The sequence below is a fragment of the Krasilnikoviella flava genome, assembly GCF_900167525.1.
Classification (GTDB): Bacteria; Actinomycetota; Actinomycetes; order Actinomycetales; family Cellulomonadaceae; genus Isoptericola; species Isoptericola flavus.
On record NZ_FUZQ01000005.1, the window covers coordinates 192,606 to 212,527 of the forward strand.

Genomic DNA, 19,922 nt, shown 5'->3' on the forward strand with positions numbered 1-19,922 from the left:
GTGAAGCACCTCGGGTTCCTCTCCTTCGGCCACTGGACGCCGCACCCGCAGTCCGCGACCCGCTCGGCGGCCGACGCGCTGCTGCAGTCGATCGACCTCGCCGTCGCGGCGGAGGAGCTCGGCGCGGACGGCGCGTACTTCCGGGTGCACCACTTCGCCCGCCAGCTCGCGTCCCCGTTCCCGCTGCTCGCCGCTGTCGGCGCGCGGACGAGCAGCATCGAGATCGGCACCGCCGTCATCGACATGCGCTACGAGAACCCGCTGTCCATGGCGGAGGACGCCGGCGCCGCCGACCTGATCGCCGGCGGGCGGCTGCAGCTCGGCATCAGCCGCGGGTCGCCCGAGCAGGTGATCGACGGGTTCCGCCACTTCGGGCACGAGCCACGCCCGGGGGAGTCCGACGCCGACATGGCCCGTCGCCACACGGCCCGGTTCCTCGAGCTGCTCGACGGCGAGGGTTTCGCCGAGCCGAACCCGCGGCCCATGTTCCCCAACCCGCCCGGGCTGCTACGCGTCGAGCCGCACTCCGACGGGCTGCGGCAGCGCATCTGGTGGGGCGCCGGCTCGCGGGCCACCGCCGAGTGGACGGCGGCCCAGGGGATGAACCTCATGAGCTCCACCCTGCTCACCGAGGACACCGGGGTGCCGTTCCACCAGCTCCAGGCCGAACAGATCCAGCGCTTTCGCGACGCCTGGGCCGTCGCGGGCCACGACGGGGAGCCCCGCGTCTCCGTGTCGCGCAGCATCTTCCCGATCACCGACGACCGCGACCGCGCCTACTTCGGCATGGAGGCCCTCAGCACCGACCAGGTCGGGGTCCTCGAGGGCGTGCGCGCCCGGTTCGGCAAGACGTACGCCGGGGAGGTCGACGACGTCGTGACGGACCTCGCGGGCGACGAGGCCGTCGCCGCCGCGGACACCCTGCTGCTCACCGTGCCCAACCAGCTCGGCGTCGAGTACAACGCGCACGTCATCGAGAACGTCGTGCGGCACGTGGCGCCCGCCCTCGGCTGGCGCTGAGCACCGGCCCGGCGGCGTCGCCGTGTCCTCTCACACGGCGTCGCCGGCCGGCAGGCGCAGCGCCCGGCGGACGGCGGGCCACGCGGCCTCGCCCAGGCGCCGGTCGGCGGCCTCGCTGGCGCCGCGGCGCATCGGCATCCCCGTCGACACCGGAGGCTCCCCGGGCGGCAGCACGCGGACCCCCTCCACGTCGCGCAGCCGCGCCACGCGGGCCGCTTCAGGCACGCTCACCGACCACGAGGTCCTCGACGACCGGGGGAGAGATCCGGAAGTCGCCCCAGCGCGCCCAGTGCACCGCCACACGCACCACCACGATCCCCGGGTCCGTCAGCGACGCGGCGAACCGCGGGAACGCCGCCCCGTACGCCTCCGCGCACCGCTCCCGGTCGGCCCCGGTCGGCTCGTCCGCCAGCCCCTCGGCCTGCAGCGTCGTCCCGCCCGGGCCACCGACCACCACGGCCACCCGAGGGTCGCGCCGCAGGTTCGCGACCTTGCGCGAGCCCGCCCGGGCGTCGAAGACCAGCTCGCCCGTGGCCGTCACCGCCAGCGTCAGGTACGCCGACTGCGGTCCGCCGTCCGGGCCCAGGGTCGACACCACCCCGTCGCCCACCGCACGGACATGCTCGACCATCCGCTCCAGGGCGGCACCCGACAGCCTCGACGTCATGGACGGGACCCTAGCGGGCGTCGCGCACCGGGACCGGCGCCGCCTCGACCACCACCCCCAGCAGGGCTCCCACCGCCTCCTGCCGGCCCACCACGAGCACCTGGGACCACCCGCCGGCCGACCCGCCCGAGGCCGCCACCAGCCCCGCGCGCTGCGCCGCCCACCGCCGCCAGTGGCGCGCGAACGCACGCGCCCGCACCAGCCGGCCGCGCGCCTCCTGCCCGGACAGCGCCTCCGCGCGCTCGGCGTCCACCATCACGAGCACCGGCCGCCATCCCGCCCGCCGCGCCAGGAACGCCCACCACCACCGGCGCGCGCGCGACGTCGCCGGGTCGTGCACCACCAGGACTCCCGCACCGTCCCCGTGTGCGCCGTCCGGCGGCCCCGCCAGCACCGCCCGCGCCACACCCGCCAGGTGCCGCGCGTGCACCACGGGCCGGTACACGGCGTACGGCACCCCGCGAGGCACGCGCCCCCGCAGGTCACGACGCGCCGCCTCGCTGTCCAGCACCCGGGCCCGGGGCAGCAGCGCCGCCACCCACGCGAGCGCCGTACTCTTGCCCGCCCCCGGCACGCCACCCACCAGCACGAACGTCGCCTCCTCGGCCGACCGCCCCGTCGTGCGCTCCCGCACCACCGCCGTCATGCGGCGCCCTCACCCCCTCCGTACCGACATTTCCTCCGACACCCCGCCGCCCGGCGGGGCGCCCAGCGTGCCAGGCCCGCATGAGGGGCAGATGAGACCGCGCCCGCCCGGTGGCACCATGCCAGGCATGGCCCGCACCAGCCCCGCCGCACCGCTCCTCGACGCCGACCTGCCCCTCGTCGCCGCCCCCATGGCCGGGGGACCCACCACCCTCGACCTCCTCGCCGCCACCACCGACGCCGGCGCCTTCGCGTTCCTCGCCGGCGGCTACCAGACCCCCGACGCCCTCGCGGACCAGGTCCACCACGCCCGCGACCGCGGACGCCCCTTCGGCGTCAACCTCTTCGTCCCCTCCGCCGGGCCCGCCCCCGAACCCGCGACGCTCGCGGCCTACGCCCGGCAGATCGCGCCGGACGCCGCCGCGCACGACCTGTCGCTCGAGACGCTGCTCGACGCGGCACAGGGCTCCGCACCGGGATCGGCACCGGTGGCCGACGACGACGGATGGGCGGCGAAGATCGACCTGTTGCGCCGCGACCCCGTGCCCGTGGTGTCGTTCACCTTCGGGCCCCCGCCGGCGGCGGACGTCGTGGCCCTGCGCGCGGCCGGCTCGGTCGTCCTCGTCACCGTCACGACGCCGCAGGAGGCGGCCGCCGCCGAGGAGCTCGGGGCCGACGGCCTCGTGGTGCAGGGGCCGGGCGCGGGCGGTCACCACGGCACCTGGGACCCCGCCCGCGCGGTCGGCGACGAGGTGACCTCGGACACGGTCGCGGCGGTCGTCGCGCGCTCGCACCTGGCGGTGGTCGCCGCCGGGGGAGTGGACGGCCCGTCTGCGGTCGTCCGACTGCTGCGCGCGGGGGCGCAGGCCGTCGCCGTGGGCACGCTGCTGCTGCGCACCGACGAGGCCGGCACCTCGGCGACCCACCGCGACGCCCTCGCCGACCCGCGGTACACCACCACGGCGGTGACACGCGCCTTCACGGGCCGCCCCGCCCGCGCGCTGCGCAACGGCTTCCTGGCCCGGCACGACGCGCACGCCCCCGTGGCCTACCCGCAGGTGCACCACCTCACCCGCGAGCTGCGGCGCCGCGCGGCCGCGGCCGGCGACGCCGAGCGGCTGCACCTGTGGGCCGGCACCGGCCACCGCGCGGCCGCCACGGGACCTGCCGCCCACGTCGTGCACGCCCTGGCCGCCGGCCTGTGAGGCCCGCGCGCGGCGCCGCGGCCGCACCGGCCGGGTTCGCTAGGTTGCCGTCATGACCGCCGACTGGGACCCGCCGACCGTGCTGCGCGCCGCCGCCGAGTGGTCGTGGGTGCCGCCCGACGCGGAGTGCGTCGTCACCGACGTCACCCTCACCCGGTGGCCCGCCTGGGCGCAGGGCCGGGTCGTGCTCACCGGGCTGGCGTCCACCCGGACGCCCGAGGACGTCCTGCGCGACGCCGTCGAACGGTCGCGCGCCTGGGGCAGCGACACCCTCGGCGTCTGGGTCTCGGCGAGCAGCATCCCCGACCTCACCGACACGCTGCTCGAGCGCGGCGCCCGCCTCGAAGACACCGTGGACGTGCTCGCCCGCGACCTCAGCGACCCGCGCGACCAGCCGGAGGCGCCGGACGGCCGCCTCGTCGTGCGGCAGGTCGTCGACGCGGACGGGCTGCGCGACGCCGACCGCGTCGACACCGTCGTGTGGGACCAGCAGCCCCTGGACGACGACCGGCTCGCCGAGGCGGCGCGACTGCTGCCGGCCGCGGGCGGCCGGGAGGCGCGCGTCGTGGCCTACCTGGGCGAGGAGCCCGTCGCCACCGCGGGCCTCACGCTCGCCCCCGCGCCCCTGCCCGAGCTGGGCACCGTCGCCCGCCTCTGGGGCGCCGGCACCCTGCCCGACCGTCGCGGTCGCGGCGCCTACCGGGCCCTGCTCTCCGAGCGGCTCCGGCTGGCGGCCGCCGCCGGCGCGTCGCTCGCCCTCGTCAAGGGCCGCGTCAGCACCTCCGCCCGCATCCTGCGCAAGGCGGGGTTCGAGCGGTACGGCGAGGAGCACTACTACCGGCTCACGCTCTGACGCCGTCGCGTCAGAGGACCGCTCGACCAGGAGGACGGAAGTGACAGGACCGACAGCAGGACGCTTCGACGACCGCGTGGTGCTGGTCACGGGCGGCGCGCACGGCATCGGCGCGGCGACCGTGCGGCGACTGCACGCCGAGGGCGCGACCGTGGTGGTCGCGGACCTCGACGCCGACGCGGCGCGCCGCACCGCCGAGGACCTCCCCGACGCGGGACCGCCCGCGTCCGCGGTCGCCTGCGACATCACGGACACCACGTCCGTCGAGGCCGCCGTGGCCACGACGCTCGGACGCCACGGCCACCTCGACGTCCTCGTCGGCGTGGCGGGCGGCACCGGCGTGCACCCCGGCCTCCTGGACGGGATGGACGACGCGACCTGGGCCGCCGGCCTCGACCTCAACCTGGCCGGACCCGCCCGGTGCGTCCGGGCCGCGGCCCCGCACCTGCCCCGCGGCGGCTCCGTCGTGCTGGTCGGCTCCGTGAACGGCCTGCAGGCCTTCGGCGACGAGGACTACTCCGCCGCCAAGGCCGGCCTCGTGTCCCTGGCGCAGAACCTCGCGGTGCGGCTCGGCGGACGCGGCATCCGCATCAACGTCGTCGCCCCGGGCACGATCCGCACCCGGTCCTGGGGCCAGCGGTCCGACCCCGACCGCCTCGCGGCCCTCTACCCCCTCGGCCGCATCGGCGAACCCCAGGACGTCGCCGCCTCCGTCGCGTTCCTCGCCTCCGACGACGCCGCCTGGATCACCGGCGTCACGCTGCCCGTCGACGGCGGCATCCTGGCCGGCCCCCTCGCAAGCTTCGAAGCCCTCGGGGGCGGAGGAGAGCGGCACCCGGACGACGCCGGGCACGCTGAGGACCGACCAGAGCACCGACCAGAGCACTGACCCGAGCACTGACCCGAGCACGGCGACCAGAGCCGGCGGGCGCGACCCGCGCTCGCCGGCTCCCCGTCACCGCCCGGGCTTGCCCGACCCCGGCACGCGCGGCCACGCCGGGTACCGGTGACCGAACCCCAGCGGCAGCAGGACGTCACCACCGTCCGCCGTCGGCACCGCCACCGGCAGCTTCCCCCGGGTGTCGATGTCACCCGCGATCGCACGCACCACGGCCGCGTAGTTGACCACGTTGTACCCGTAGCTGTTCAGCACCGCATCCGCCCCCGGCAGCACGTTGACGTCGTACGGGTTGCGCGCCGCCACCACGATCACCGGCCGGCCCGTCGCCGCCAACGCCTCTACCATCGCCTGCTGCGCCACGTTGCCGCTCGCGTTGTACGACGTGAAGACGACCGCGTCGGCGCTCGCGGCGGCGGCGACCGCCCGGGCCCGGTAGGCCGCGGACGGGGAGCTGCCGTTCTCGAGCTCCGTCGTCACGTCGAACCCGCGTGCGGCCAGCATCGGCGCCAGGCGCTCGGGCCAGGCCGCCCCTGCGCCGACCACCAGGACCGAGCCCTCGCCCGGCTGCAGCGGCAGCGGGCGGTCCTCGTTGCGCAGCAACGTCATCGACCGGTCCGCGATCGTGGCCGCCGTCGCCAGGTGTGCGGGCGAGCCCACGACGTCCCCGACCTGCGACGGGTCGGCGTACGGGTCGGCGAGGATGCCGCGCTCCGCCTTCCACTCGAGGATGCGGGTCACGGACGCATCGATCCGCTCCTCGGTGATCGTCCCGTCGGCCACGGCCTGCTTCACCCCGGCCATCGAGGCGTCCACGTCGGGGGAGTTGAGCAGGATGTCGGAGCCGGCCTGGACAGCCAGCACGGACATCTCCTCCTGGGACCAGTTGTCGGTCATCGCCTCCATGTCGAGGGCGTCGGTCGTGATGATGCCGTCGAAGCCCATCTCCTCGCGCAGCAACCCGGTGAGGACGGCGGGGGAGAGGGTGCCGGGCAGCTCGGGGTCGATCGCGTCGACGACGATGTGCGCCGTCATGATCATGTCGACCCCCGCGTCGATCGCGGCCTGGAACGGCCTCAGGTGCTTCTCCAGGGTCGCGCGGTCGTAGGTCACCTCGGGCAGCCCGTAGTGCGAGTCCGTCTCGGTGTCGCCATGCCCGGGGAAGTGCTTCGCGGTGGCGGCGATGTGCTGCTGGATCCCCTCGATCTGTGCCACCCCGAGCTTGCTCACGGTGTCCGGGTCGGCGCCCATCGAGCGGATCCCGATCACCGGGTTGTCGGGGTTGGTGTTGAGGTCGAGCACCGGGGCGAAGTCGACGTTGACGCCCATCGCCTTCAGCTCGGACCCGAGGATGTCGCCCTGCGCCCGGGCAAGGCCGGCGTCGAACGTGGCGCCGAGCGCCATGTTGCCCGGCAGCTGGGTGGCGGGCGGCCCGACGCGGGCCACGAGCCCGCCCTCCTGGTCGATGGTGACGGCGAGCGGGATGCCAGGACCGTCGTCGGCCAGCGCGGCGTCCTGCAGCCCGTTCGACAGGCCGTTGACCTGCTGCGGGGTGGCGGTGTTGCCCGACCAGGCGAAGTAGAGCACGCCGCCGAGGTCGTACTTCTGGACGACCTGCGCCGGGGTGTCCACGCCGTAGCGGGCCTGGTTGTTGGCCGCCATGGACGTGTCGTTCGCGGACGAGCCGTAGACGTGGGTCCACGTCATCTGGCCGATCTTCTGGTCGAGCGTCATCGCCTCGACCATCGCCCCGACGTCGGCCGTCGTCGTGACGTCGACCGTCCTCGGAGCGTCGGTGTCCGCCTGGGCGGGTGCCGTGCCGGCGAACAGCAGGCCCGCGCCCGCCACCGCCGCCGTGGCGCGCACGAGGCGCCTGTCTGCTGGATCCTTCACGAGGTCCTCCTCGGTGTCGGACGGCGCGACGGTGCGGGACCGTGGGACGTCGTTGTCCGGGTGCGCCTGTGCTGGACGCTAGGACCGTCACGGAACGACGTCAAGACTTGCCGCCGATTGCTCGACGTGGTGAAGGAAGTTTCATCTGTGCGCTGTCCGGCGGTGGATCGGGACTGTCGCCGCGAGTGGAAATGTCACTGATCGTTGACACGAGAAGAAATGTTGCTTAGCGTTGACATTCCGTCGAATGTCAACGGCGGCTGACATTCGACCGGAGGACAGGGGAGCGGAGACCGTGATCGTCGCGAACGCCGAGCAGCTCGGTTCGATGCTGCGCCGTGCACGCAAGGACAAGGGGATGACGCAGGCGCAGCTGGCCGCCGCCGTCGACGTCTCACGGCAGTGGGTCATCGCGGCCGAGGCCGGTGCGCCGACGGCCCGGCTCGACCTCGTCCTGGACGCGCTGCGGGCGGTCGACCTCGTCGTCGACGTCGTGCCCGACGAGCCGGACGACGCCCTCGACGCCGTGCTGGGTCGGGCGCGTGGCTGACCGCGCGGACGACCGGCACGACGTCTGGCTCGACGGGGCGCACGCGGGCACGCTGCACCGCGCCCGGGGCGGGGACGTCACGTTCGCCTACGCGGCGTCCTACCAGGCCCTGCGCGCCGCGCCGTCCTTGTCCGTGAGCATGCCCCGGCACGTCACCGAGCACGCCCCGGAGGTGACCATGCCCTGGATCGACAACCTCCTGCCGGACAACGACGCGGTGCGGGCCCGCTGGGCCGCGCAGTTCGACGAGCGCCGGCCGACGGCCTTCAACCTGCTACGGCACATGGGGGCGGATTGCGCCGGCGCCGTCCAGGTCGTGCCGGCAGGGGAGCAGCCCCAGGACGGGGCGGGCAGCACGCCCCTGGCGGAGGCCGAGATCGCCGCCCATCTGCGCGAACTGCGCGCCGACGACAGCTCGTGGGCGTTCGAGCAGCACGGCGGGCGGTTCTCCCTCGGCGGACAGCAGGGCAAGTTCGCGCTCGCCCGCGGGGCCGACGGGTCCTGGCACCAGCCCACCGGCCGTGGGGCCAGCACGCACATCTTCAAGATCGGCGTCGACGGCGTCGCGCACTCGGCGGCCGCCGAGCTCGTCACCATGCGCGCAGCACGCGCCCTCGGGCTGTCGGTCGCGTCCGTCGAGTCCGCCTGGTTCGAGGACCAGGCGGCGGTCGTGGTCGAGCGGTTCGACCGGCTCGCCGCCGACGGCAGCCGGGCGCGGCGGCTGCACCAGGAGGACATGTGCCAGGCCCTCGGGCTGTGGCGCTCCGCCAAGTACGAGTCGGACGGCGGCCCCGGCGTGCGAGACGTCGCCCAGCTCGTGGCGCGCGCCGTCGACCGTCGCGACCTCGCCCGGTCACGTGACGACCTCGCGCGCGCCGTCGTCCTCAACTGGGTCGCCGCCGGCACGGACGCGCACGCCAAGAACCTGGCCCTCCTGCATGTCGGGGCGCGCACCGTCCTGGCGCCCCTGTACGACCTCGTGAGCGCGAGCCTCCTGTGGCCCGCCGACGAGGTCCGCTACAAGGCGCGCCTCGCCATGAAGCTCGGCGGCGAGTACCGCCTGCGGGCGCTGGGCGCACGGCACCTCGAGCGGGCGGCGGCCGACCTCGGGGTCGACGCCGTCTGGCTCGCCGACGTCGCGGTCTCGTACGCGACGGCCTGGCCCGACACCGTGCGGGACGCGGCCGCCGGCGAGCACGACCTCCTGCCCGGCGACGTCGCCGGGCAGTTCGTGGACCGCGCCGCCGCCCGTGGCGCCGACGTCGTCCGGGCGCTCAGGGTGCGAGCCGGCGGGGGAGAGGCCTCCGCCCGGCCCGGGGGCGCCACCTGGGTGCCCGCGCACGAGCGCGCCGGCCGCTCCGTCGTCGGTCACTGGAGGACGCACCCGGGCCGGTGAGCACCGCATCGTGGCGATCCGCCGCGACAGGGCGCAGGCTGGGCCGGGGCGGATGTCTCGCATCGCGAAAGGCCGGGTCGGGCAGGGGAGTCACACGCGGGCTCTTCGACGTCGGCGCGCCGAGGAGGCGGCGCATGGACCTGGGTCTCGCAGCCACCCTTCTCCCGATGGCTGTCAGCACTGGTGGCACCCCTGAACGGGTGCGACGATCAGCGACGTGCCCACACACGTGAATGTCGATAACTTCGCCCGCGCCGAGACCGACCGCATGTTCCACGACCTGCAACAGAGCGCTGGCGGGATCGGCCAGTTCCTGCATCACCGAGAGCCGGCCGCGATCGACAAGCAGACCGTGATCCGGCTGAACCGTGACACTCTCTACAGCTTCGCTGTCCTCGACGCCAGGGCGGGAGGCACGCTGACGCTCCCCGAGGCCGGCGATCGGTACCTCTCCGCGATGGTCGTGAACGAAGATCATTTCGTCGATGCGATCTTCCACGAGCCCGGCGAGTACGAGATCACCGCTGAACGGTTCGGTACGCCCTACGTCGTCATCGCGGTCCGGATCCGCGTCGACCCGGCCGACCCCGCGGACATCGCCGCGGTCGCGGCACTGCAGGACCAGGTCTCGTTGTCGTCCGCCGCGTCGGCGACGCCGTTCGAGTACCCCGACTACGACACCGCGTCGTTCGATGAGACCCGCGACGCGCTGCTCGCGCTCGCCCGCAACCTCACCGGCTTCGACCGCATGTTCGGCGCGAAGGACGAGGTCGATCCGGTGCGCCACCTCGTCGGAACCGCGGCTGGTTGGGGTGGTCTGCCGGGTAGCGAGGCCGCGTATATCGGCATAGACCCGCGACTGCCGGTCGGCAACTACGAGCTCACGGTTACGGATGTCCCGGTCGACGGGTTCTGGTCGGTCTCCGTCTACAACGCCAAGGGCTACTTCGAGCCGAACGAGCGCGGCGCCTACACCGTCAACAACATCACCGGGGTGCGCAACCCTGACGGTTCCACGACCGTCCGATTCGGGGACTACCCGCCCGAGGTGCCGAACACGATCCCGATCACCCCGGGCTGGAACTACCTGGTACGCCTGTACCGGCCGCGCGCCGAGATCACTGACGGTATCTGGACCTTCCCAGGCCTGGCCAGATAGCGACCGCCTTCTTCGCCCGGCCTGGGGCCAGGTCCAGCAGCCGGGCGTGCACCCTGCCCTGGTCGTCGCGGGTCACGTCGACCATCCCGGTCAGTTCCTTGGGCTCCTTGGTGCGCCGGTCGCCGTGGTGCCAGGTGTGCTCGACGACCCCGAGTCTGGTGACCCCCGCGAACCGTGACTCGTCACCCGTGAGGCGCTCATCGTGATGCGGTCGCCGCGCTCGGACGGCTACAGCGCGTTCGAGCGGGCGGCGGTAGCGAACTGGTCGCGGCCACCGGGGGAGTGCCACGCCTGGAGCACGCTGGTGACCCAGTCGAACTGCGGTGTGGCCAGGACCGTTCGACGACGTGGTCCGGTTCCGGCCACTCCCTTGGCCCAGCACACGGTCATGGCGCCGAAGTGCCCGTAGTCCGGCACGTGGGGGTTGGGGCCGAAGTCAGTCAGGTCGAGCATGACCAACTCGCGGCGGTGCAGCCCGTAGGCATAGCAGACCTCGAATGCCATGGGAGTCACGCATCGCCGTCAGCCACGTCTTCAGATGCAAGAACTCGACGTCCTCGTCGACCCTTACGCGCCGCTGGAGTGCAACGGTTCCGTGCGCGGCAGGATCCGGCGACGAGCGATCCGCCACCCGCTCTAGGTCCGAACGAGGGAGTCCTCGTAGACGACCGAACCCACGGTTCCGTCCGTCATGACGCCGATGCCCTTGCTCACCGCCGTGGCGTCGTCACGCCCAAGAGTCGTGACGACGATGTTGGTGACGTGGTGACCCACCGGGTTGCCGGCCCCGAGGGTCCGGCCAGCATCCGCGATCGCTGCCGGCCCGATCAGCTCGCCGCCGCCGAACGCGGTGACGTCGTACACGACGTCTGCGGTGAACACGTCGTCGAGGCGTTCGAATGCCGCCTCGTCGACGAGGTGTCCGTGGAGGTTGATCAGCTCGTGAACGAGCAGGCGGTCGTCAGACATGGACCCGATCCTGCCGGGCCGGACGCCGCGATCGTCGTCGCCGCACGGGAGCCCGACGTATCGGATGCCACTCGCACCAGTCGCTAACCGATAATGCACATTATGTCATTACGTGGGACGAGCCGGCCCCGGAGCCCCTCCCTCGAGGCGGTCGACCGACACGGAACGACCACTGACCGCGAGGCTCCGTCAGGTCGGTCGACAGGCGGGTCGAGCACGGCCGGTGAGCTCCCACGCTGCAGCGTTCGCTGATGCCCGGACGTCGTCCATGACGCGCTGGGCAGCTCGACGAACTGCTGGACCTCAAGGGTCGGCGTGCTGCCGCAACGTGCCTGGACGCCACCGGCGCCACACCTGGTGGCGTCGAGTCGACGACACGTCGACGACGATCCGCACCGCGCACCACGTCGCAGCGCCACCCGGCATGTGTGCGCCGGTGCAGGTGTCGACCGCGTCAGGTGGCCCCGCGTTTGCCCTATCCCCCGTTGAGGGCCGCGTAGGAGCCCATCGAGGCGCGATCCGCTGACGCTGGCAGCCGTGGCCGGTCGCTCCGTCATGCGGGCGGCGCGGCGGACGGGCTCCATGACAGCTCTCGCCACATGGCGCGCCTCGCGCTAGGATAGAACGGACATAGGCCCCAAACCATTGTGTATGACACAACACAGTGGTCTCGCGCATCCCGGGTCGGGTGCCCCTCTCCGCCGTCTCTGCGACGTCGCCGTCGCCATCGCCGTCCCTGCCGGGACCGCTCCCCTGGTCCCGTCGCCGTCCGACGGCACCGCCGACCTCACGTCTGCCGTCGCCCTCGTCGTCGACAGCGCTGTCGGACCGGGCGTCTACGGTGAACGCATGGCCACTCCCCCGGCGGGGCTCGCGTTCTGCGTCTTCCCCACGGTGATCGGGCACTGCGCCCTCGTGTGGCGCGCGCCGGGCACGATCGTGGGCTCCGCCCTCCCCCACGGGTCGGCAGACCGTACCCGCGACGCCGTCGCCCGCTGGTACCCGGCCGCCCGGGAGACCACGCCCGACGCCGTGATCGTGACCGCCATGGCGGAGGTCACGACGCTGCTGGAGTCCGGGACCGGAGACCTGTCCGGCATCGCGCTCGACCTCGACGTCGTGCCCGCCTTCGACCGCCGCGTCTACCACGTGGTGCGCATGATCCCGCCCGGGGCCACGCTCACGTACGGCGAGGTGGCGGCGCGGCTCGGGGCGCCCGGGGCCGCCCAGGCCGTGGGTCAGGCCCTCGGTCGCAATCCGTTCCCCCCGATCGTCCCGTGCCACCGCGTGCTCGCGGCGGGCAAGCAGGTCGGCGGCTTCTCCGCGCGCGGTGGCCGGCGCACCAAGCTCCGGATGCTCGAGCGGGAGGGTGTCCACCTGGAGCACCCCACCCTCTTCGACCTCTGACCCGCCCACTCGTCGGCGCAGGTCAGGAGAGCCGGCCCACGCGGCTGTTGGGCTCACCCGGGCCCACCGGGACCTGCTCCCCGACGCCCGCGTCGCAGAGGGAACGCAGCGCGCGGCGCTTCGCGGTGGGCCGCCCTCCCTTGGGCGTCGCGCGCACCAGGGCGTTCGCGGGCAGGTCGTCGGCGATGGGCCGGTAGACGACGGGCATCCCCTCGCAGGTGAGGTCGCCGTACGGGCGGCCCATGATGATCGTGTCACCCAGCCCGCGTGCGACGAGCGAGCGGCACCGCGTCGTACGCCGCGAGGGGGTGTGTGGCCGCGAGCGCCAGCTGCAGACGGACGGCGGCGAGGCGGTGGGTCTCCAGCGGTGCGCTCACGTGGTTCTCGTACAGGAAGGCTGCGTCGAGCCGCCCTCGACGAGGTCGACGTCGGGGAAGGCTCGGTCGAAGTGCTCGGCGATCGGCGGGAAGAGCCACGGGGAGAGGGTGGTGAAAAGGCCGAGGCGCAGGGTGCCCGTCAGGTCGCCGCGCGTGGCGGCCTCGACGCGGCGGATGTCCTGCAGGCTCTCCGCGATCTCCCTGGCGTGCTCGTACACTGCCGGCCCGCCGTCGCCGGCCTGGACTCGGCGCGGGCCACCCTCGCTTCGTTCGGGACGCTCGCGGCGGGATACGTCGCGCGTCCGTTGGGCGCATCGTTCTGATGCTCATCGGCCTCTTCGTGCGCCCCAAGGTTGTCGAGAGCCCGTTGTTCCGCAGCTTCGACCGCGAGGCGGAGGATCGTCGGGTGCCGCTCGTGCAGGTGCTGACCCGGTCGCCGTGGGTCCTGCTCCTCGGTCGGCTCGTCGCGATGTCACAGCTGACGATCTCCGGCATGGCCAGCGTCTGGGGGCTGAGCTATGCCACCGCGCACGGCGCGGACCAGACGTTCGCGCTCAACGCCAAGGTGCTCTCGGCGGTCGCGCTCTTCGCCTGCGCCATCCTGTCGGCGCGGCTCAGCGACCGGTTCGGCCGGCGTCCCGTGATCGCCGTCGGCATTGTCGCCGTCGCCCTGTTCGCGTACCCCCTGGTGGTGCTCGTCGCGACGGGCGAGAACGTGAGCTTCGCGGTCGCCGTGGTGGGCGGCCGGGCGATCCAGGGCATCATCCTCGGCCCGCTCGCGGCGTTCCTCGCGGAGCTGTTCCCGACGTCGGTGCGCTTCACCGGCTCCTTCCTGGCGTTCCAGGGCGCCTCCGCTATCGGCGCCGGCTTCACCGAGGAGGCGGCGCACGCCTCGGTCGACCGGGACCGAGCGATCCGGATCCGGGACATCCTCGGGGTGGACGACGAGTTCACGTTCGAGACGCTGTCGCAGGAGGACTGGGTCGCCCGGCGGCTCGTCGCCGACACCTTCCGCGAGCGCCGCCCACCTGTGGGTGCCGTACGGGGGGTACGGCATGAATGCCGGGATCGCCGATGGGCTCGACCTCGCGTGGCTCCTCGGCGCCGTCGTGACGGGGTGGGCCGACGAGGCCGTCCTCGACGCGTGCGCTGCGGGCGCAGCCGCACGCCAGGAGCTCGGCGAGCTGGTGTACGACCTCAATGTGCAGCAGTTCGCCGCCACCGGGCTGAACTTCGGCTACTCGTACACCGGCTCCCCGATCATCGTTCCCGACGGCGACGCGTCTCCCTCCACGACCGGCTGGGACCGTGATACTGCCTCGTCGTCGCGGGCGGGCCCGGCGCGCTGGACGGCGGGCTGGCGGACTGGGTGGGAGCCGCCCGGTCCGCGAGGCTGCCGATCGACGTGGTCGTGGTGCCCGACGACGCTGTCCCCGACTCCTACACGACCCGGTTCGTCATCGTGCGCCAGGACCAGCACGTCACCTGGCGCGGCGACCTGCTCCCGGGCGACCCCTCGGCGCTCGCGGCCCACCCCGGCGCTGCCGGCACGAGCGGGGTGTCCGGCGTCGGCGTCGCGGCCTGACGTCCCCGGGCGTCGGTGGCGGAGCCGGTGGCACGACGGGGCGCGGGTGGCCGTGTCGGTGCGCCCGCCTAGCCTGTCGCCGTGGTCGCTCCTCCTCGCCTGAATCGCCTCGCCGTCGCCGAGGCCGCCGACCGCTATCTCACGTCGGTGCAGGTGGAGAGCGTCCGCGGGGTCCTCTCCCCCGCCACCGCCCGCAGCTACGAGCGCGACGTCCGGGAGTTCGCCGAGCTCGTGGGGAGCGGGCGCGTGCTCGACGACGTCACCGGGGAGGACGTCGACGACGCGCTGGTTCGCTACCAGGCCAGCCCTGACGGCCGCTTCTCCGACCCTTCCCGCAAGGGCGCGCCGGGCCGGTCGGTGGCCACGGTCAACCGCTTCCGGCAGTCGATCAGCAGGTTCTTCGCCCACGCCGCCCGGCAGTGCTGGGTGCAGGCGGACCCGATGCAGTGGGCGGCGCCGCCCGCCCGGTCCCGCGACCGTCTGCGGGTCGAAAGGACCGCGCTCTCCGCGTCGGCCGCCGGCGCACTCCTGCAGGCGTCCGCGGTGGCCCCTGCCGCGGGCCCGTCGCGTGCCGGGCCTGTGCGCTCGCCGCGGTCCGACCAGGCGCTCGCGCTGCGCGACCGTCTCGTCGTCGCCCTGCTCCTCGTCCTCGGTCCGCGGGTGTCGGAGCTCGCCCGCGCCGACGTCGCGGACTTCACGCGCGAGCCGGAGGAGACGCGCTGGCGCATCGTCGGCAAGGGCGGATCGATCCGCACGGTCGCGCTCTCGGCGCCGCTGGCGGCCGCGCTCGAGGAGTACCTGCGTGAGCTCCGGCCGCGCCTCGCCGACAGGCGGCCGGACGACCCCGACGCCCAGCGCGCCCTCCTGCTCACCTGGCGCGGGCGGCGCGTCGACACCCAGACGGTACGGGCCCTCCTAGCGCGGGCGGTCGAGCGGATGCCGGCCCCCTACCGTCGTCCCGCGACGCCGCACGCGCTGCGGCACACCACCGCCACCCTGCTCGTGGCCGAGGGCTGGGACGTCAAGGTCGTGGCCGAGCTCCTCGGGCACCGGTCGATCGCGACCACGGGCGTGTACCTGGATCGCATCGAGGGGGAGCTGGCCGCCGCGATCCGGTCGCACCCTCTCTCGGCCGGCCTCACCGCGCCCGAGGCGACCGTGGCAGGGCCTCCGCCGGGCGGGTGACATCACCGACGTACCCGACAGTTCGGCGAGCGGCTCGGGCGGCGCGTGGCTACGGTGAGGCTCGTGCCGCCTCGCTTCCCCCGCCTCCGCAAGCCCGTCCGTGTCCAGTTCGACTGGCCCGCCCTGCGCCGCTACGCGACCCGCGGGGCCGTTCTCGCCGCGGCGGTCCCGGTCGCCGCCGCCGCGACGGTCATGGGCCTCGAACGCTTCCGGCGCCACCAGTACCCCCTGGACGAGCCGTTCCCGACGGCCCCGCCGTCGTCCACCGAGGTCGAGGACACCACGGCGACCCTCTACACGTACGGCGCGGACCTCTACGCGGGGATGCTCGAGGCGATCCGCGGGGCGCAGCGCGAGATCTTCCTCGAGACGTACATCTGGAAGGACGACGAGGTCGGCCGACAGTTCAAGCAGGCTCTCGTGGAGGCGTCTGCGCGCGGGGTGAGCGTCTACGTCGTGTACGACGGGTTCGCGAACCTCGTGATCTCCCGGCGCTTCTACGACCTGCCGGGCGTGCACGTGCTGCGCTTCCCCGCGATGCGGCCGGGCCTGCTGATGCTCGACGTGCGACGTTCGGGCCGCGACCACCGCAAGATCCTCGTCGTCGACGACGAGACCGCGTTCGTCGGCGGCTACAACATCGGCTCCCTGTACGCGACGCAGTGGCGCGACACCCACCTGCGCCTTACCGGCCCGTCGGCATGGGAGCTGCGCAACGCGTTCGTCGACTTCTGGAACCGGTGGCGCGGGCCGCACCTGCCGGTGCTGCAGGACGTCGGCTCGCCGCTGTGGCTGCCGGGGCTGCGCGCGGCGCGTAACGCGCCGTCAGAGCTCGTCTTCCCCATCCGCGGGATCTATCTCGACGCGATGGACCGGGCGTGCTCCCACATCTACATCACGCAGGCGTACTTCATCCCGGACGAGGACATCCAGGCCGGCCTCCTCGCCGCGGCGGCACGCGGGGTGGACGTGCGGGTCCTGGTGCCGGAGCGGTCGAACCATGTGGTCGCGGACTGGCTGGCTCGGGGGCACTACTCGACGCTGCTGCGCGGCGGGGTGCGGATCTTCCTCTACCAGGGGGCGATGATCCACGCGAAGACGGCGACGATCGACGGTCGCTGGACCACGGTCGGCACGGCCAACATCGACCGCCTGAGCCTGACCGGGAACTACGAGATCAACCTCGAGGTCGTCGACAACGGCCTGGCCGCGCAGCTCGAGGACGCGTTCCGGATGGACCAGTCGAACTCCCGCGAGCTCACGCTCGCCGAGTGGCAGCACCGGCACCCGCTGTCGAAGGTCGCCGAGCGGCTGATGTCGCCGCTGCGCCCGCTCCTCTGACCCCGCGAGCGGGGTCAGCCAGCGGTGCGGGCCCGCCGCCGGGCGGCGAGCTCGTCGTCCTCGTGGGGCGCGGGCTCCTCGTCGTCGAGCGACTCCGTGGGCATCTCCGAGAGCGTGCCCTCGATGTCGCGCCACACGCGTCCGACGGCGATGCCGAACACGCCCTGGCCGCCCTGGACGAGGTCCACGACCTCGTCGGGTGACGTGCACTCGTACACGGAGGCGCCGTCGCTCATGAGCGTGATCTGCGCCAGGTCCTCCACGCCGCGCTCGCGCAGGTGGGTGACGGCACTGCGGATCTGGTGCAGCGAGACCCCGGTGTCGAGGAGCCGCTTGACGACCTTGAGCACGAGGATGTCGCGGAAGCTGTACAGGCGGTGCGTGCCGGACCCGGTCGCGGGCCGGATGGATGGCTCGACGAGCCCCGTGCGCGCCCAGTAGTCGAGCTGGCGGTAGGTGATCCCCGCGACCCGGCATGCCGTGGTGCCGCGGTACCCGGTGGCGGCGTCCTGCTCTGTGAGGTCCTCGCCGAAGAGGAGCCCCTGGGCGCCGTGCGGCACCGAAGCACCCGTGGGGACGCTTGCCTCACCGCTGCTGTTCACTGTGCCTCCTGGTGTTGGACTCCACGCTAAGACGCCCCTGGGGAGCCGTCAACGACGTCGGCGTCGAGCGCGACCGCGTGTCGCGCCATCCTGACGTCCGGGGACCTCGCGCCGACCCTCAACTTTCGACCACGACTTGAAGGTTCGCCCCTACCGTAGCCGAGCCCGACCGTCGACCGGAGGTCGAAGGTTTTCCCGGCGTGGCGCCTCCCGGGGTCTGCTGCCGTCAGGGCGGGACGTCGTCGGGCGGCGGCCCCGGTTCGGGCGGCCCGCCGGGCGTGGTGAAGTCCGCGGCGGTCACGTGGTCGAGGAAGTCGCGGAACTTCTCGACCTCCCGCTGCTGTTCGACGTCGACCACCTCGACCCCGGCCACGGCCACCACCTCCGCCGAGCACAGCACCGGGCTGCCGGTCCGCACGGCCAGCGCGATCGCGTCGGACGCCCGCGAGTCCAAGCGGCTGCCGTTGGACAGGACCAGCTCGGCGAAGAACACGCCGCCGTCGAGGGCGACGATCTCGACCTGCTCGAGCTCCACCCCCACGGCGCCGAGCAGGTCCCGCAACAGGTCGTGCGTCATGGGGCGGGGCGTGACGAGACCGGCCTGCGCCATCGCGATCGCCGACGCCTCCCGCGCACCGATGACGATGGGGACGGCGAGGTTCGCGGCGGCGTCCAGCAACAGGACCACGATCTCCTGATCGTGCTGCTGCTGACGCACGCCGAGGACCTCGACCGGGACCATCGGTGCGTCGCTCGGCTCGTCGGGTTCCACCGATCCACGGTACGTCCGGAACGTCCCGCACGTCGCCCCCGGGGGCGAAGCGGATCAAGACCGGCCAGATGCCGGTGAAACGCCGGTCCCGGAGGTCCCGTCAGACGAGGTCGCCCGACCCCTGACGCACCCACGTCGAGTGCAGGCGCGCGAGCAGCTCCCCCACCTCTGCCGCCAGCTCCGCACCCTGGGCGCGCGCCGACGGGGTCTGCTGACTGCGGTACGGCGCCACGAGCTGGTCCACCAGCCCGACGTGCCGGTCCGCCGAGGCTCGCAGCGACCGCAGGTGCCGGGGCTCGATCCCGTGCTCCGCGAGGCGGACCGCGATCCGCACGACGTCGGGAGCGCCGGCGTCCAGCCGGTCGCCTCCGCGGGCCTGCAGCACGCCCGCGGAGACGAGGTCCCGCACGAAGCCGGCCGACGTGCCCGTCGCCTCCGCCACGGTCTCCGCCGTCCACCGGCGACGGGCCGTCTCGGTCACGTCACCGCCGTCGGCGAGCCGCGGCGCCGGCCCGGGGGCGGGCTCCCCCGCGTCCATCTCCGCCAGGCGCTCCTTGATGACCTTCAGCGGCAGGTACGAGTCGCGTTGTTCCGTGAGGACGAAACGCAGCCGCTCCACGTCGGCCGGGCTGTACTGGCGGTAGCCCGACGGCGTGCGCAGCGGGTCGATCAGCCCCTGGTCCTCGAGGAACCGCAGCTTGGAGTGCGAGACGGACGGGAACTCCGACCCCAGCTGGGCGAGCACGTCCGAGATCCGCATCGTCGCCTGACGGGAGATCCCCCGCGGCCAGGGTTCGGGCGCGCCGGCCGGCTCCTCGCCGTGCGCGGCCTGCGCCGCCGTCACGACGCGGGCGCCTGCGGGTCCCGCGGCGCCTGCGGGCTGGCGTGGAACGACATGCGGAACTTACCGATCTGCACCTCGTCGCCGGTCGTCAGCGGCGTCGCGTCGATGCGCTCCCGGTTCACGTACGTGCCGTTGAGGGAGCCGATGTCGCGGACGACGAACCGGTCGCCCTCCCGGGCGAACTCCGCGTGCTTGCGCGACACGGTCACGTCGTCCAGGAAGATGTCCGCCTGCTCGCTGCGGCCCGCGACCGCACGGTCGGAGTCGAGCAGGAAGCGCTCCCCGACCGCGCCGGAGCCGTACTGCACCACCAGGAGCGCCGAGTGACGCGGCAGCGCCGCGACGGCGGCAGCCTCCTCCGCCGTGAGCGGGATCCGGAACGCCTGCTCCTCCGCGGGCGCGCCCACGCGCCCCAGGTGCGCGGTGGTGTCCGCGGACGCCTGGTGGGGCGGAAGAGAGCGGGGGTCCGTCATCAGTCCTCCTGTGAGGTGGGGCCGGTGGGTCGGGCGACGCTGCCGGCCGGAGCGGACCCCGTTGACCCGGTGCCCACCGGT

General features: G+C 73.7%; 24 protein-coding genes and 3 pseudogenes. 13 read left to right on the top strand and 14 right to left on the bottom strand.

The features are described 5' to 3' along the window. Complete coding sequence (locus tag B5Y66_RS14415) at positions 1 to 1,020, top strand: LLM class flavin-dependent oxidoreductase (RefSeq protein WP_079575195.1); 1,020 nt, start codon at positions 1 to 3, stop codon at positions 1,018 to 1,020. A 30-nt stretch (positions 1,021 to 1,050) separates the two neighbouring features. Here B5Y66_RS14415 and B5Y66_RS22285 read toward each other — a convergent pair whose 3' ends face one another. From B5Y66_RS22285 to B5Y66_RS14425, 3 genes are read right to left on the bottom strand one after another with little or no spacing between them, the layout of a single operon-like run. After that, the gene (locus B5Y66_RS22285) at positions 1,051 to 1,251 is read right to left on the bottom strand and encodes a hypothetical protein (protein WP_139820899.1); all 201 of its coding nucleotides are present in this window, start codon (positions 1,249 to 1,251) and stop codon (positions 1,051 to 1,053) included. Beyond that, positions 1,238 to 1,687 carry a pyridoxamine 5'-phosphate oxidase family protein gene (locus tag B5Y66_RS14420; RefSeq protein ID WP_139820900.1) on the bottom strand — a complete coding sequence of 150 codons (450 nt, stop codon included), beginning with the start codon at positions 1,685 to 1,687 and terminating at the stop codon, positions 1,238 to 1,240. Before B5Y66_RS14420 ends, B5Y66_RS22285 begins: the two co-directional genes overlap by 14 nt. 10 nt (positions 1,688 to 1,697) lie before the next feature. Next, complete coding sequence (locus tag B5Y66_RS14425) at positions 1,698 to 2,333, bottom strand: AAA family ATPase (RefSeq protein ID WP_079575196.1); 636 nt, start codon at positions 2,331 to 2,333, stop codon at positions 1,698 to 1,700. A 127-nt stretch (positions 2,334 to 2,460) separates the two neighbouring features. Here B5Y66_RS14425 and B5Y66_RS14430 point away from each other — a divergent pair, with 127 nt between their 5' ends. The 3 genes from B5Y66_RS14430 to B5Y66_RS14440 are packed head-to-tail and all read left to right on the top strand — an operon-like array spanning position 2,461 to position 5,279. After that, on the top strand, positions 2,461 to 3,537 hold the full coding sequence (locus B5Y66_RS14430) for a nitronate monooxygenase (RefSeq protein ID WP_079575197.1): 1,077 nt from the start codon (positions 2,461 to 2,463) through the stop codon (positions 3,535 to 3,537). A 52-nt stretch (positions 3,538 to 3,589) separates the two neighbouring features. After that, entirely contained in the window at positions 3,590 to 4,390 is an 801-nt protein-coding gene (locus tag B5Y66_RS14435) for a GNAT family N-acetyltransferase (protein WP_079575198.1), read from the top strand. Positions 4,391 to 4,430: 40 nt separating this feature from the next. Continuing rightward, complete coding sequence (locus B5Y66_RS14440; protein WP_079575199.1) at positions 4,431 to 5,279, top strand: SDR family NAD(P)-dependent oxidoreductase; 849 nt, start codon at positions 4,431 to 4,433, stop codon at positions 5,277 to 5,279. A 66-nt stretch (positions 5,280 to 5,345) separates the two neighbouring features. Here B5Y66_RS14440 and B5Y66_RS14445 read toward each other — a convergent pair whose 3' ends face one another. Beyond that, complete coding sequence (locus B5Y66_RS14445) at positions 5,346 to 7,181, bottom strand: glycoside hydrolase family 3 protein (protein ID WP_079575200.1); 1,836 nt, start codon at positions 7,179 to 7,181, stop codon at positions 5,346 to 5,348. Between the two features lie 295 nt (positions 7,182 to 7,476). Between B5Y66_RS14445 and B5Y66_RS14450 the strand changes: the two genes are divergently transcribed. From B5Y66_RS14450 to B5Y66_RS14460, 3 genes are all read left to right on the top strand, one after another. After that, complete coding sequence (locus B5Y66_RS14450) at positions 7,477 to 7,731, top strand: helix-turn-helix domain-containing protein (RefSeq protein ID WP_079575201.1); 255 nt, start codon at positions 7,477 to 7,479, stop codon at positions 7,729 to 7,731. Further along, positions 7,724 to 9,127, top strand: a complete 1,404-nt coding sequence (locus B5Y66_RS14455; protein ID WP_079575202.1) for a type II toxin-antitoxin system HipA family toxin — start codon at positions 7,724 to 7,726, stop codon at positions 9,125 to 9,127. Before B5Y66_RS14450 ends, B5Y66_RS14455 begins: the two co-directional genes overlap by 8 nt. Before the next feature lie 217 nt (positions 9,128 to 9,344). Beyond that, positions 9,345 to 10,286, top strand: coding sequence for a DUF1214 domain-containing protein (locus B5Y66_RS14460; RefSeq protein WP_245807130.1), 942 nt, complete (start codon positions 9,345 to 9,347; stop codon positions 10,284 to 10,286). On the opposite strand, the pseudogene B5Y66_RS23315 reads toward B5Y66_RS14460, so the two are convergent. The 3 genes and pseudogenes from B5Y66_RS23315 to B5Y66_RS14475 all read right to left on the bottom strand — a co-directional run. After that, positions 10,279 to 10,485, bottom strand: a pseudogene (locus B5Y66_RS23315) (ISL3 family transposase); the annotation flags it as partial. The gene B5Y66_RS14460 and the pseudogene B5Y66_RS23315 sit on opposite strands and share 8 nt — an antisense overlap. A 29-nt stretch (positions 10,486 to 10,514) precedes the next feature. Further along, positions 10,515 to 10,739 (bottom strand): hypothetical protein, encoded by a 225-nt coding sequence (locus B5Y66_RS14470; protein WP_217700811.1) that lies wholly within the window; start codon positions 10,737 to 10,739, stop codon positions 10,515 to 10,517. 183 nt (positions 10,740 to 10,922) lie between these two features. Then, the gene (locus B5Y66_RS14475; RefSeq protein WP_079575204.1) at positions 10,923 to 11,255 is read right to left on the bottom strand and encodes a nuclear transport factor 2 family protein; all 333 of its coding nucleotides are present in this window, start codon (positions 11,253 to 11,255) and stop codon (positions 10,923 to 10,925) included. 849 nt (positions 11,256 to 12,104) lie between these two features. On the opposite strand from B5Y66_RS14475, the gene B5Y66_RS14480 reads away from it, so the two are divergent. Continuing rightward, positions 12,105 to 12,662 (top strand): methylated-DNA--[protein]-cysteine S-methyltransferase, encoded by a 558-nt coding sequence (locus B5Y66_RS14480; RefSeq protein ID WP_079575506.1) that lies wholly within the window; start codon positions 12,105 to 12,107, stop codon positions 12,660 to 12,662. A gap of 22 nt (positions 12,663 to 12,684) precedes the next feature. Here B5Y66_RS14480 and B5Y66_RS14485 read toward each other — a convergent pair whose 3' ends face one another. From B5Y66_RS14485 to B5Y66_RS14490, 3 genes are read right to left on the bottom strand one after another with little or no spacing between them, the layout of a single operon-like run. Continuing rightward, positions 12,685 to 12,906: a type 2 periplasmic-binding domain-containing protein gene (locus B5Y66_RS14485; protein WP_079575205.1), complete on the bottom strand. Its 222-nt coding sequence runs from the start codon at positions 12,904 to 12,906 to the stop codon at positions 12,685 to 12,687. A 10-nt stretch (positions 12,907 to 12,916) separates the two neighbouring features. Then, positions 12,917 to 13,039: a hypothetical protein gene (locus B5Y66_RS23165; RefSeq protein WP_281252014.1), complete on the bottom strand. Its 123-nt coding sequence runs from the start codon at positions 13,037 to 13,039 to the stop codon at positions 12,917 to 12,919. Next, a complete protein-coding gene (locus B5Y66_RS14490; RefSeq protein WP_079575206.1) occupies positions 13,036 to 13,257 on the bottom strand; it encodes a LysR family transcriptional regulator in 222 nt (73 codons plus the stop codon). Before B5Y66_RS14490 ends, B5Y66_RS23165 begins: the two co-directional genes overlap by 4 nt. Positions 13,258 to 13,361: 104 nt before the next feature. Between B5Y66_RS14490 and B5Y66_RS23170 the strand changes: the two are divergent. From B5Y66_RS23170 to B5Y66_RS14505, 5 genes and pseudogenes are all read left to right on the top strand, one after another. Then, positions 13,362 to 13,892: pseudogene (locus B5Y66_RS23170) on the top strand (MFS transporter); the annotation flags it as partial. A gap of 202 nt (positions 13,893 to 14,094) precedes the next feature. Next, a pseudogene (locus tag B5Y66_RS23280) lies at positions 14,095 to 14,139 on the top strand (hypothetical protein); the annotation flags it as partial. A 314-nt stretch (positions 14,140 to 14,453) separates the two neighbouring features. Then, the gene (locus B5Y66_RS23010) at positions 14,454 to 14,624 is read left to right on the top strand and encodes a hypothetical protein (protein ID WP_245807131.1); all 171 of its coding nucleotides are present in this window, start codon (positions 14,454 to 14,456) and stop codon (positions 14,622 to 14,624) included. A gap of 81 nt (positions 14,625 to 14,705) precedes the next feature. Next, positions 14,706 to 15,809 (top strand): tyrosine-type recombinase/integrase, encoded by a 1,104-nt coding sequence (locus B5Y66_RS14500; protein ID WP_079575207.1) that lies wholly within the window; start codon positions 14,706 to 14,708, stop codon positions 15,807 to 15,809. A 63-nt stretch (positions 15,810 to 15,872) separates the two neighbouring features. Beyond that, a complete protein-coding gene (locus B5Y66_RS14505; protein WP_245807132.1) occupies positions 15,873 to 17,150 on the top strand; it encodes a phospholipase D-like domain-containing protein in 1,278 nt (425 codons plus the stop codon). 14 nt (positions 17,151 to 17,164) lie between these two features. Here the strand turns inward: B5Y66_RS14505 and B5Y66_RS14510 are convergent, their stop codons facing one another. The 4 genes from B5Y66_RS14510 to B5Y66_RS14525 form a co-directional block, all read right to left on the bottom strand. Next, positions 17,165 to 17,752, bottom strand: a complete 588-nt coding sequence (locus B5Y66_RS14510) for a MerR family transcriptional regulator (protein WP_079575208.1) — start codon at positions 17,750 to 17,752, stop codon at positions 17,165 to 17,167. A gap of 226 nt (positions 17,753 to 17,978) precedes the next feature. Beyond that, positions 17,979 to 18,494 (bottom strand): bifunctional nuclease family protein, encoded by a 516-nt coding sequence (locus tag B5Y66_RS14515; protein WP_079575508.1) that lies wholly within the window; start codon positions 18,492 to 18,494, stop codon positions 17,979 to 17,981. A gap of 130 nt (positions 18,495 to 18,624) precedes the next feature. After that, positions 18,625 to 19,368, bottom strand: coding sequence for a transcriptional regulator FtsR (gene ftsR, locus B5Y66_RS14520; protein ID WP_079575209.1), 744 nt, complete (start codon positions 19,366 to 19,368; stop codon positions 18,625 to 18,627). After that, on the bottom strand, positions 19,365 to 19,841 hold the full coding sequence (locus tag B5Y66_RS14525; RefSeq protein ID WP_079575210.1) for an FHA domain-containing protein: 477 nt from the start codon (positions 19,839 to 19,841) through the stop codon (positions 19,365 to 19,367). The genes ftsR and B5Y66_RS14525 overlap by 4 nt, the downstream gene beginning before the upstream one ends. Between the last annotated feature and the right edge of the window lie 81 nt (positions 19,842 to 19,922).

Bases quoted from the DNA above. Each gene is read 5' to 3' on its own strand.
- B5Y66_RS14470 (WP_217700811.1), bottom strand. From the start codon at position 10,739: ATGCTCGACCTGACTGACTTCGGCCCCAACCCCCACGTGCCGGACTAC.
- B5Y66_RS14420 (WP_139820900.1), bottom strand. From the start codon at position 1,687: ATGACGTCGAGGCTGTCGGGTGCCGCCCTGGAGCGGATGGTCGAGCAT.
- B5Y66_RS14435 (WP_079575198.1), top strand. From the start codon at position 3,590: ATGACCGCCGACTGGGACCCGCCGACCGTGCTGCGCGCCGCCGCCGAG.
- B5Y66_RS14525 (WP_079575210.1), bottom strand. From the start codon at position 19,841: ATGACGGACCCCCGCTCTCTTCCGCCCCACCAGGCGTCCGCGGACACC.
- B5Y66_RS14515 (WP_079575508.1), bottom strand. From the start codon at position 18,494: ATGGTCCCGGTCGAGGTCCTCGGCGTGCGTCAGCAGCAGCACGATCAG.
- B5Y66_RS14480 (WP_079575506.1), top strand. From the start codon at position 12,105: ATGGCCACTCCCCCGGCGGGGCTCGCGTTCTGCGTCTTCCCCACGGTG.
- B5Y66_RS14475 (WP_079575204.1), bottom strand. From the start codon at position 11,255: ATGTCTGACGACCGCCTGCTCGTTCACGAGCTGATCAACCTCCACGGA.
- B5Y66_RS14425 (WP_079575196.1), bottom strand. From the start codon at position 2,333: ATGACGGCGGTGGTGCGGGAGCGCACGACGGGGCGGTCGGCCGAGGAG.
- B5Y66_RS14485 (WP_079575205.1), bottom strand. From the start codon at position 12,906: ATGGGCCGCCCGTACGGCGACCTCACCTGCGAGGGGATGCCCGTCGTC.
- B5Y66_RS14430 (WP_079575197.1), top strand. From the start codon at position 2,461: ATGGCCCGCACCAGCCCCGCCGCACCGCTCCTCGACGCCGACCTGCCC.